The sequence below is a fragment of the bacterium genome (assembly GCA_036524115.1).
Taxonomy (GTDB): domain Bacteria; phylum JAUVQV01; class JAUVQV01; order JAUVQV01; family DATDCY01; genus DATDCY01.
Genome location: DATDCY010000361.1, coordinates 1 through 11,123, shown reverse-complemented (window position 1 = coordinate 11,123; position 11,123 = coordinate 1). Strand labels below are relative to the sequence as shown.

10 protein-coding genes are annotated in these 11,123 nt (G+C 73.4%); 6 read left to right on the top strand and 4 right to left on the bottom strand.

Going from position 1 to position 11,123, the window contains the following annotated elements:
• The first annotated feature begins 45 nt into the window (after positions 1-45).
• Both VI078_17725 and thiC read left to right on the top strand, forming a co-directional pair.
• Positions 46-513 (top strand): hypothetical protein, encoded by a 468-nt coding sequence (locus VI078_17725; GenBank protein HEY6001128.1) that lies wholly within the window; start codon positions 46-48, stop codon positions 511-513.
• Between the two features lie 123 nt (positions 514-636).
• Positions 637-1,983, top strand: coding sequence for a phosphomethylpyrimidine synthase ThiC (gene thiC, locus VI078_17720; GenBank protein HEY6001127.1), 1,347 nt, complete (start codon positions 637-639; stop codon positions 1,981-1,983).
• 36 nt (positions 1,984-2,019) lie between these two features.
• On the opposite strand, the gene VI078_17715 is transcribed toward thiC, so the two are convergent.
• A complete protein-coding gene (locus tag VI078_17715; protein ID HEY6001126.1) occupies positions 2,020-2,394 on the bottom strand; it encodes a septum formation initiator family protein in 375 nt (124 codons plus the stop codon).
• Between the two features lie 46 nt (positions 2,395-2,440).
• Positions 2,441-4,369, bottom strand: coding sequence for an FAD-dependent oxidoreductase (locus VI078_17710; GenBank protein HEY6001125.1), 1,929 nt, complete (start codon positions 4,367-4,369; stop codon positions 2,441-2,443).
• Between the two features lie 106 nt (positions 4,370-4,475).
• Here VI078_17710 and mtnP point away from each other — a divergent pair, with 106 nt between their 5' ends.
• The 4 genes from mtnP to VI078_17690 are packed head-to-tail and all read left to right on the top strand — an operon-like array spanning position 4,476 to position 7,765.
• On the top strand, positions 4,476-5,336 hold the full coding sequence (gene mtnP, locus VI078_17705) for an S-methyl-5'-thioadenosine phosphorylase (protein ID HEY6001124.1): 861 nt from the start codon (positions 4,476-4,478) through the stop codon (positions 5,334-5,336).
• A 30-nt stretch (positions 5,337-5,366) separates the two neighbouring features.
• Entirely contained in the window at positions 5,367-5,915 is a 549-nt protein-coding gene (gene lspA / locus VI078_17700; GenBank protein ID HEY6001123.1) for a signal peptidase II, read from the top strand.
• 5 nt (positions 5,916-5,920) lie between these two features.
• A complete protein-coding gene (lgt, locus tag VI078_17695; GenBank protein HEY6001122.1) occupies positions 5,921-6,730 on the top strand; it encodes a prolipoprotein diacylglyceryl transferase in 810 nt (269 codons plus the stop codon).
• Positions 6,731-7,765 (top strand): uroporphyrinogen decarboxylase family protein, encoded by a 1,035-nt coding sequence (locus tag VI078_17690; protein HEY6001121.1) that lies wholly within the window; start codon positions 6,731-6,733, stop codon positions 7,763-7,765. It abuts the gene before it with no gap.
• A gap of 399 nt (positions 7,766-8,164) precedes the next feature.
• On the opposite strand, the gene VI078_17685 is transcribed toward VI078_17690, so the two are convergent.
• Both VI078_17685 and VI078_17680 read right to left on the bottom strand, forming a co-directional pair.
• Positions 8,165-8,812, bottom strand: a complete 648-nt coding sequence (locus tag VI078_17685; GenBank protein HEY6001120.1) for a CBS and ACT domain-containing protein — start codon at positions 8,810-8,812, stop codon at positions 8,165-8,167.
• A gap of 30 nt (positions 8,813-8,842) precedes the next feature.
• Positions 8,843-11,123 (bottom strand): PBP1A family penicillin-binding protein (locus tag VI078_17680; GenBank protein ID HEY6001119.1); only part of this gene is annotated, 2,281 nt, incomplete at its 5' end.

The following is an 11,123-nucleotide window of genomic DNA, read 5'->3' as shown; positions in this document are numbered from 1 at the left end:
GTCAGCAATCGCCGAAGCCAGCGCGCGTAGGTCGGCGTATGCGGGATGGCGTACGGCAAATGCACCACGGCCCTGCGCCCGCTGTGCGAGCGGCTCGCCGCCTCCCCGCCGGACACCCGGGTGGTCGACGGCCGCGCCTGGGACTGCCTCGCCGCGGCGGACGCCGCGGTCGTCGCCAGCGGCACCGCAACGCTCGAGGCGGCGCTCATCGGCACGCCCTTCGTCCTCGTCTACCGGCTCTCCGCGCTCTCGCACGCCATCGCGCGCCGTCTCGTGCGGGTGCGCTGGGCGGGCCTGCCGAACCTGCTGCTCGACGAACCCTGGGTGACCGAGCTGATCCAGGGCGACTGCTGCCCGGACGCAGTCGCCGCCGCGCTCACCGGACTGCTCGAGGACCCGGCGCGGGCGGCGCGGTTTCGGGAGAAGTGTGATAAGGTCAGAAGCCTCCTCGGGGCGGGAGGCGCGGCGGCCCGGGCCGCCGCCGCCGTCGCCCGCGAGGGCGGCTGGGGCTGAGGACACGATCCGCGCGTGCGCGCGGATCCAGCAGGGCAGGATTGTTGATATGCCCTGGATCATGGTATTGCGGTGCACGTCGATTGCGCGCGTAGGCGCGGATGAGGGGAAGACGGGGAGACGATGAGCGCACGTGGCAGGTCCGGCACGATACTCGAGCGGCTGCGGCGCGGGGAGACCCCGCCGGCGGTCCTGAACGTCGCGCGCCAGGAGGGCGTGGACCCGGAGGTCGTCCGAGCGGGCGTCGCCGCGGGAACCATCGTGCTCTGCCGCCCCGGCAAGGCCCGCGGTGCGCGCCACCTCGGCGTGGGCGCGGGGCTCTCGGTGAAGGTCAACGCCAACCTCGGGACGTCGCAGGCGCGCTCGGGCCTCAAGGGCGAGCTGGCGAAGCTCGCCGTCGCCGTGGCGGCGGGCGCCGACGCGGTGATGGACCTCTCGACCGGCGGCGACCTGGACCTGATCCGGGCGGCGATCATCGCGGCCAGCCCGGTCTCCGTCGGCACGGTGCCCATCTACCAGGCGGCGGTGGACACGCTCGCGCACCACCCCGGGCGGCTCGACCGCATGGACCCGGACGCCCTGTTCGACGAGATCGACCGCCACGGCCGCGATGGCGTGGGCTTCGTGACGGTCCACTGCGGCCTCACGCTCCAGAGCCTGGGCCACGTGCGCACGCAGGGGCGCGTGCTCGGCATCGTCAGCCGCGGCGGCGCCTTCCTCGCCGAGTGGATGACCCGGCGCGGCGCGGAGAACCCGCTCTACGCCCAGTACGACCGGCTGCTCGAGATCGCGCGCCGCCACGACCTGGTGCTCAGCCTCGGGGACGCGCTGCGCCCGGGGTGCCTCGCCGACGCCACCGACCGCGCGCAGGTCCAGGAGCTGGTGACCCTCGGGGAACTCGCGCGCCGCGCCCGCGAGGCCGGCGTGCAGGCGATGATCGAGGGCCCCGGCCACGTGCCGATGGACCAGATCCAGGCCAACGTCCTGCTCGAGAAGCGCCTCTGCGACGGCGCCCCCTTCTACGTTCTCGGTCCACTGGTCACCGACTGCGCCCCCGGCTACGATCACATCACCTCGGCCATCGGCGGCGCGCTCGCGGCCTGGGCCGGCGCCGACTTCCTCTGCTACGTCACGCCCGCGGAGCACCTCGGGCTGCCCGGCCTCGAGGACGTCCGCCAGGGGGTGGTGGCCGCGAAGATCGCGGCGCACGCCGCGGACCTGGCGCGCGGCAGCGCCGCCGCGCACGCCCGCGACCGGGAGATGGCCCGCTGCCGCGCGGCGCTCGACTGGCAGGGGCAGCAGCAGCACGCCCTCGACCCGGAGACGATTGCGACGCGACGCCGCTCGGGCGAGCTGCCGACGGGGGACGTCTGCACGATGTGCGGGCCTTACTGCTCGATCAAGGGCATGCGCGCCGTGCTGGGCCTCGACAAGAAGGGTCCCGGGGCCGGACGGAACAAGCGCGGCTGAGCCACTGATCCGCGCGTGAGGCGCGGATTTGCCTCCTCAGCGCCCGCCCGCGGCCGCCGCGGCGTCCGGCCGCAGCGGGTCGCCCCGGAAGTCGTAGACAACCTCGCCCGGCTTGACGAGGCCGAGCTTCTCGCGCGCGGCGAGTTCCGAGCTGGCGCGCCCCTCCCGCAGGTCGGTGAGCCGGCGGCGCAACGCCCCGGCGTCCTGCTCGGCCCCGGCGACCTTCTCCTCCAGGAGCGCCTTGTCGCGCGAGAGGCGGCGGATGCGGAAGAAGCCCTGGTCGCCGAAGACCGAGAGCACGAGCAGCAGCACCGCAAAGGCGCTCATGCCGCCGAGGACCAGCAGGCCGGTGTGCGTGCGCCACGCGGGCGCGGCGCGGCCTGCGTCGTGCCGGGGAACGTCGGGGATCATGGGCTTGTATGGTAACAGGATCGCGCCGCGGCGCGAAGGCCCTTCTTCACGTCTTGAACGTCGGCACCCGCAGGGTGGGAGTCCGCGGCGCCTTGGGCGGCTTGTGGATCGTCCAGCGGCAGCGCAGGCAGCGCGACGCCTCGGTGACCGCGTCCTGCTCCGGGTAGACGGCGCAGACTTCGCAGAAGCTGGTGCACCGCTCGGCCGGCTCGCGCACCGCCGGCTGTGTGCGCAGGCGCAGCTTCGGGTTGTCCAGGTACCCCGTGAAGCGCACGCGGCGCGCGAGGTTCCAGTACGGGCCGCGGAAGCGCTGCACCTTGCCGAGCGCGCGGTACAGCCCCTCGGCGGCCTGGTAGCCCGCCGCGATGGCCTGGATGACCGAGGCCGGGCCGGTGAGGTAGTCGCCGCCGTAGAAGACGGGGATCGTGCAGCCCGCCGCTGCGGGGAGCCGCCCGACGTAGGCGCCCTTCCAGGCCGGCGTGCGCGGCGGCGGCGCGGGCAGCACGCTGTAGTCCGCCCCCGAGCCGACGGCGGTGAGCACCGTCTGCGCCGGCAGCGTGAAGTCCGTCCCCTCCCAGAGCACGGGGCGAATGCGCTTCTTCTCGTCCAGCTCGATGCGCTGCACGCGCCTGCAGAGGGCCGAGGCGACGCGGCCGTCGCGCATCTCGAAGGAGACCGTCGCCGCCGCGGGCACGAGCATCACGCCCTCGGCCAGCGCCTCGTCGCACTCCCACGAGTGCGCGGGCATCGTCTCGCGCGTCTCGAGGAAGATCACCCGCACCGCCGAGGCGCCGAGGCGCAGCGCCGTCTTCGCCACGTCCATGGCGACGTTGCCGCCGCCGATGACGAGGACCTCGCCGGCGAGCCGCTCCGCCTCCCCGCGCTTGGCGCGCACCAGCAGCTCGAGCCCGTCGTGGAAACCCTGCTCCGCGGTCCCGCAGTGCGGCAGCCGCACCGTGCGCTGGCACCCGAGGGCGAGGTAGGCGCCGGCAAAGCCCTCCGCCTGCAGGTCAGCGAGCTGGAAGTCCCTGCCGAGCCGCCGGCCGAAGCGCATCTCGATCCCCGTGTCGATGATCGAGCGCACCTCGCGCCGGTAGACCTCCTGCGGCAGCCGGTAGTCGGGGATCGCGGCGCCCGGCATGCCGCCGGCCTCCGCCTCGGCCTCGATGAGCGTGACCGGAAAGCCCATGATCCGCAGCGAGAGCGCCGCCGCCAGCCCCGAGGGTCCGGCGCCGACCACCGCCACCCGCTCCGGGAACACCGGCGACGGCGGCGCGGCGGCGCGGTAGAACTCGCGCGCCTCGCCGTGCCAGCCGTCGGCGACGAAGCGCTTGAGCCCGCAGATCGCGATCGGCTCGCCCTCGCGGCCGCGGCGGCACTCCTTCTCGCAGGGGTGGTGGCACACGCGCCCGATGCTGGCGGGCAGCGGGCAGAGCTGAAGGATCTGCTCGAGCGACGCGAGCGGCCGCCCCTCGCGCACGTGCTGCACGTACTGCAGGCACGCGAGGTGGGCGGGGCACGCCTCCTGGCACGGCGGCCGGACCTCGACCTGCCCGCGCGCCGCGTCGAGGGCGGCGAAGACCCAGACCGCGACCAGCGCGCCGGCGGTCATCCAGCGGCCGACGTTCATGTCGACCTGGAGGGTGAGGTAGTAGCCGAGGGCGACCGCGAGGATCACGAGATAGAGCAGGCCCGCCCCGGGGCGGGCGGCCCAGAGGTGGCCCGCGCCCGGCAGGACGAGGGAGAGGCCGAGGCCGGCGCGCCGGCGCGGCGGCTCCTCCGCGGCCCGGATCAGGCGGTCCCGCAGGTCAAGCCGGCCGACGCAGCGGCGACAGCGCCACGCGCGCCTCTTCTTCGTGACCCTGCAGTAGTGGCACTCGGCGTAGCCGGGCAGGTCCCCCGCGGCCGCCGTCGCGCCGCCCGGCTGCGGCGACGCAAGCCCCGACGGCCGAGGCTCCCCCCCCTGGGCATTCACGGGGGACGATCATACGATCAACCGCCGCGGACGGTCAAGGTGCTTGTGAGCGCTATCTGCGGATGCTAAAATGATTTTTCTCGACACGGACGAGGAGCGTGAACGCATGGAGCGAGCGAGCATCGGCGTCATCGGCGGCAGCGGGCTCTACCGCATGCCCGATCTGGACGACGTGGTCAGCGTGGCGGTCGACACCCCCTTCGGGGCCCCCTCCGACGAGGTGGTCGTCGGCACGCTCGAGGGGCGGCGCGTGGCCTTTCTGCCGCGGCACGGCCGCGGCCACCGCCTCCTGCCCTCCGAGGTCCCCTATCTGGCCAACATCCACGCGATGCGCCAGCTCGGCGTGACGCACCTCATCTCGGTCTCCGCGGTGGGGAGCATGCGCGAGGAGATCGCGCCCGGGCACATCTGCCTGCCGGACCAGTTCATCGACATGACGAAGGGGCGGCCGCGCACGTTCTTCGGCGGCGGCGTCGTCTGCCACATCCCCTTCGACAAGCCGGTCTGCGCGGACCTCGTGGAGATCTTGCACCACGCGGGCAGGAAGGCGGGCGCGACCATGCACAAAGGCGGGACCTACGTCTGCATCGAGGGACCGCAGTTCTCGACGCTGGCGGAGTCGCAGCTCTACCGCTCGTGGGACGTGGACGTCATCGGCATGACCAACCTGCCGGAGGCGCGCCTCGCCCGCGAGGCCGAGCTGTGCTTCGCCACGCTCGCGTTGGCCACCGACTACGACTGCTGGCACGAGACCGAGGAGGTCTCGGTCGAGCAGATCCTGAAGATCATCAACCAGAACGTCAAGCTCGCGCAGGAGATCATCCGCCGCGCCGCGACGATGATCCCGGCGCAACGTGCCTGCGCCTGCTGCAACGCCCTGGCGCACGCCATCATCACCGACCGCGCCGCCATCGGCGACGAGACGCGCCGGCGGCTCGACCTGCTCCTCGGCCGGCACCTCGCCTAGGGCGGCCGCGGGCCGGGTCGGGGTCTTCGCATGCGGACGGAGCGGTTCCCCTGGGCCGCCGCGTCGGCGATCGCCGGCGGCGTCCTGCTGCTCGACCAGGTGACGAAGGCCTGGGTCCTGCACGCGATGCCGGGCGCCCCGCCCATGACCGTCGTCCCGGGCTGCTTCGACCTGACGTTCAGCCGCAACACCGGCGGCGTGTTCGGCCTGTTCTCGGGGACGCCGACCGCGGGGCGCAGGCTGCTCTTCACCGCCGTGACGCTGGCGGCGCTGGCGCTGCTGGTGGCGCTGCTGCGCCAGTGGGGGCGCGAGAGCCGCCTGGCGCTCGTCGCGCTCTCGCTCGTCGCGGGCGGGGCGGTGGGCAACCTCGTCGACCGCCTGCGCTTCGGCAGCGTCGTGGACTTCATCGACTGGTACTGGGGGTCGTACCACTGGTACACCTTCAACGTCGCCGACGCGGCCATCACCTCGGGGGCCGTGCTGCTGCTCCTGCACTCGTTCCAGCACGGCCACGGCGGCGTCGCCTCCGGCGGCGCCCCGGCGGACGCACCGCCCGCAAACGCCCCGCCCGAGGGCTGAAGCGCGTGTTCCCGGTCCTGCTGCGCCTCGGCCCCTTCACGCTCCTCGGCCACGAGCTGGGCCCCTTCACGCTGCACACCTACGGCGTCCTCGTCGCGCTCGGATTCCTGGCGGCGCTCGCCATCGTGCTGCGCGGCGCGCGCCGCGCCGGGCTGCCGGCGGAACCGGTCCTCGACGTGGCCTTCGTCGCGGTGCTGGCGGCGATCGTCGGCTCACGCCTGCTCTACGTGCTCTTCAACCTGCGCGAGTACGCCGCGCATCCGCTGCGCGCGCTGGCGATCTGGGAGGGCGGCCTCGTCTTCCACGGCGGGCTGCTGCTCGCGGTGCCGCTCTGCTACCTCACCGTGCGCCGCGCCGGGCTCCCCGCCTGGGAGGTCGCGGACCTCTTCGCGCCGGGCATCGCGATCGGCCAGGCGATCGGGCGCGTCGGCTGCTTCGCCGCGGGCTGCTGCTACGGCGCCCCCTGGGACCCGCCGCTGTGCGTGACCTACACGCACCCCGAGTCGCTCGCGCCGCTGAACGTCCCGCTCTTCCCCTCCCAGCTCTTCGCCACGGCGGCGGGGGTGGTCGTGTTCGCCGCGCTCGTGGCCTACCGGCCGCGCCGGCGCGCCCCGGGACAGGTCTTCTGGCTCTACCTCATCCTGGCGGCCCTCGCCCGCATGGTCGAGGACGCCTTCCGGGGCGCGCAGGCGAAGCTGGCGGTCCTCCCCTGGCTCTCTGCGACGCAGGCGATCTCGCTCGCGCTTGCCGTGGTCGCGCTCGCGCTCTTCGTCAGCTTCGGCCGCCGCGGCGCCCGCCTGACGCTGCCGCGCTAGATGACCGGCCGCGAGCGCATCCGCCACGTCCTGCGGGGCGGGCGCGCCGACCGGCTGCCGCGGGCGCTCTTCGGCGGCGGGCTCTGGTCCTACCGCCGGTGCGGGCTGCGGCCGGATGGCCTGAAGGACGATCCGGCCGCCTTCGGCAACCGTCTCGCCGACCTCTGGGGCGGGCTGGACACGGACATCGTCTTCCTCGGCTCTGGCCTGAACACGCTCCCGGCCGAGGCCATCGGCGGGGAGCTGGCCTTCGGCGACGGGCAGGCCCCCCTGCTCTCCTTCCCGCTCGTGCAGTCGGCGGAGGACGCGCGCGAGCTCGTGGACATCGACCTCGACGCGGCGCCGGCGGCGCTGGCCCTCGTCGAGATGATCGCGCAGGTGCGGCGGCGCCTGCCGGCGCGCCACCTCTGCGTCACGTCATGGGGCCCCTTCACGTGGGGGATGATCCTCTGCGACTGGCACCTGCTCCAGGAGAGGAGCATCTCGGACCCCGGCTTCGTCGCCGCGGTCTGCGACCTCGGCGTGCGGCTCTCCGCCGCCCTCTTCGAGCGGCTCGCGGCGCGCGGGCTCGTCGACGGCGCCTGCATCGCCGACGGCGCGGTGACCCTCGTCGCGGGGGACCTCTACCGGGACGTGGTCCTGCCGCGAGAGCGGGCACTCTTCGAGCGGGCGCGCGCCGCCGGTCTCGACTGCTTCCTCCACCAGTGCGGCAAGATCGCGACGCAGATCCCCCTGTATCCGGAAACCGGCGCGGACTGCATCACCCTGGACGCGGGTGTGCCGATCGGAGAGGTCCACGACCTCTACGGCCGGAGGACGACCACCGCCGGCAACGTGGACGTCATCCAGTGCGTGCGCGGCGGGGACGAGGCGGCGATCCGCGAGGCGGTCCGCGCCTGCGTCGCGGGCGTCCGCACCCCGCTGGAGCGCTACATCCTCATGCCGTCGTGCGACCTGCCCGCGGACACGCGGATCGAGAACGTCCGGGCGTTCCTCGCCGCCGCCGACCAGTTCGGACTATCCTCCGCGTCCTGAGGCCGGGCCAAGACCCGGGGGCGCCTGTTCCCTTCCGTCTCGCCCTGGCGCCCACAGTACGCGATTGCCCTCACCGGCTGCTCGACTGCCAATGCGCCGGCCACACTCAGCCGCCACAGCAGGCGGCCGGCGCATTATGGCCGCTCACAGGCGCCCCCGGGCCGTGGCCCTGTTCACCGGGTCGGCTCGGGCTTGAGCGGGGGCGGGGCGGTGACGGGCGGACGCATGGTGGAGCGCGAGGGAACCTGGGCGGCCGGACCGGAGCGTCCCGAAGGGCGAAACGCATTGTCTGAGCCCCGCAGGGGCGAGTTATGCGTTTCGAGCGCAGGGCCGGACTGGCCCAGGTCGAGCGCGCAACGAAGCGGCCGCACGGCACCGCCCCGCCCCCGCGGGCACTGACTACAGCCCGAAGTCGGCCGCGGTGACGATCTTGTAGCCGGCGCCGCGCAGCGCCTCCTCCACCGGCTTGGCGTCCTCCGTCTTCACGCGGAACACCACCAGCCGCTTGTCGGTCGGCCCGTGAAAGAACGTCGCGATGCTCACGATGTTCAGCCCGCGCTCCTTGAGGATCTGCGTCACATTCAGGATCTGCCCCGGCGTGTCGTCCAGCTCCAGCGTGATGCGCGAGCTGGTCACCTGCAAGCCCATCTCCTCGATGAAGACCTCGAGCATCATCGTGCGGTTGATGATCCCCACCAGCCGCTCGCCCTTGACCACGGGCAGGCCCGAGACGTCGCGGTCGTGCATCAGGCGCGCCGCCTCCTCGATCGTCGTGTCCGGCCCCACCGTCACGACCTTGCGCGTCATGTAGTCCCGCACCTTGAACTTCGAGAGCTGGAAGTTCATTTCGTTGACGGAGAGCGTCGTGCCGACCGACGGCAACACGTGCTGCAGGTCGATCCGCGAGAGCACGCCGACGACCTTCTCGCCCTCGGCCACGATCAGCTGCCGCACCTTCTTCTCGCGCATCACCTGGATGGCCTTGTCGAGGCCGTCGTCCGGGGCGCAGACCGGGACGTTGCGGGACATCCTCAGACCGACGAACATGTCGCTGCCCTCCTTGGTTGCGCCCCGATTTTACAGGTCGAAGCGGTAGAAGTCGCCCTCCCGCGACGGCCGGCGCGGCGCGACCGCCGTCGGCACCGTGCCCTCCCGGAAGACCTCGACGACCGCGTCCGGGCTCTCCGGCGGCGCGAGCACGCCCCGGTCCGGGTCGATCTTCGCGAAGACCACGCCCGGCGGCACCGGGAAGACCGTGACCGGGCGCCCCGCGACGGCCTCCGTCATGAAGGACAGCCAGATCGGGATCGCGGCGCGCGAGCCCGTCTCGTGCCAGCCGAGGCTCTCGCGCCGGTCGAGCCCGACCCAGACGCCGGTGACGATGTCCGGCGTGAAGCCCATGAACCAGGCGTCGACGTAGTCGTTCGTCGTCCCCGTCTTGCCGGCCACCGGCCGCCCCAGCTCCTTGACCTTCCAGCCCGTGCCGTCGGAGACGACGGTCTGCAGCATGTTCGTGAGCACGGCGGCGGTGTCGCGCCCGAGCACCTCCGCGGAGGTCGGCGCGTTCTCCTCGAGGACCCGCCCGGTGCGGTCGCGGACCGAGAGGATCGTCAGCGGCTCGTGGCGCACCCCGTCGTCGGCGATCGCCCCGTAGGCCGTGGTCAGCTCCTGGAGCGTCACCGAGGAGGACCCGAGCGCGAGCGTCAGGTCGGGCGCCAGCGGCGAGGCGACCCCCATGCGCTGCGCGACCGCAATGACCTTCTGCACGCCGACGGCCTGGAGCAGCTTGATGGTGACGACGTTGCGCGAGTGGTTCAGCGCCACGCGCAGCCGCGTCGGCCCGAAGAACTTGTCCTCGAAGTTCGACGGGCGCCAGACCTTCACCTTCGCCGCCTCGTCGGTGTTCTCGAACTCGATCGGCGAGTCGTCGATGATGCTCGCCGGCGTCCAGCTGCCGCTCTCGAGCGCCGCCGCGTAGATGAAGGGCTTGAACGCGGAGCCGGGCTGGCGCCGCGCCTGCAGCGCGCGGTTGTACTGGTTGCGCCCGAAGTCGAAGCCCCCGACCATCGCGAGCACCGCCCCCGTGCGCACGTCCTGGCAGAGCAGCGACCCCTCGACCTCGGGATCCTGCTCGAGCGCCACGCGCGCCGGCGCCGCGCCGGCGCCGGGGGCGAGCACGCGCACCAGCAGCAGGTCGCCGGCGCGCAGCACCTGCCGCGGCGACTCCAGGCGGTCCTCCCGCCCCTGGCCGAACACCCAGCGCATCTGCTCGAGGGGCAGCACGCCCTCGCCGGGACCGACGCGCACGGTCGCCGCGCGCGCGCCCACCTCGCGGACCACGGCCGGCACGATGTCGCCCGCGGCCGGCGCGACCGGCCAGGTGTCGAGCTCGGCGATGAGCGCCTCGATCTTCGCCGCGTCGCCCGTGCCCAGCCGCCGCAGCGGCCCGCGCCAGCCGCGACGCTTGTCGATCTCCCGCAGCCCCTCGCGCACGGCCGTCTCGGCCGCCGCCTGCAGCCGCGGGTCGAGCGTCGTGCGCACCTCGAGGCCGCCGCGGTGCACGGCCTCCACGCCGTAGGTCCTCTCGAGCGTCCGGCGCACGTACTCGAGGAAGAAGGCCCCCCGCTGCGCGGCGCGCGCCTTCTGCAGGCGCAGCGGCAGCGCGGCCGCGGCCTGCGCCTGCGCCCGCGTCAGCACCCCCGTGTCCACCATGCGCGAGAGCACGTACCCCGCGCGCTTGAGCGCCCGGTCCGGGTGCTGGGCCGGCGAGTAGGTGTTCGGCGCCTTCGGCAGCCCGGCGAGCACGGCGCACTCGAGGGCGTTGAGCTGGCCCACCGGCCGGCCGAAGTACGTCAGCGCAGCGGCCTGGACCCCGTAGGCGCCCTGGCCGAGGTAGATGTGGTTGAGATAGAGGCCGAGGATGTCCTCCTTCGTGAAGTGCTTCTCGATGCGCCAGGCGAGGATCGCCTCCTTGATCTTGCGCGCGAGCCGCCGCTCCGACGAGAGGAACATGTTGCGCGCCACCTGCTGCGTGATCGTGCTGCCCCCCTGGACGACGCCGCCGGCGAGCACGTTGCGGACCATGGCGCGCGCCACCGCCTTGAGGTCCAACCCGTGGTGGGCGAAGAAGGAGGCGTCCTCCGCGGCGATGAACGCGTCCTGGAGCTGCTTCGGGATGCTCGCGAGCGGGATGATCACCCGCCGCTCGACGAAGAACTCGCCGATCACCGAGCCGTCGGCGCCGAGCACGCGCGTGACCAGGCTCGGGTTGTAGTCGCGCAGCGATTCGACCGGCGGCAGCTCGGCGGCGTAGCGCGCCACGAGGCCCAGCACCGCGGCGCACCCGAGCACCGCGACC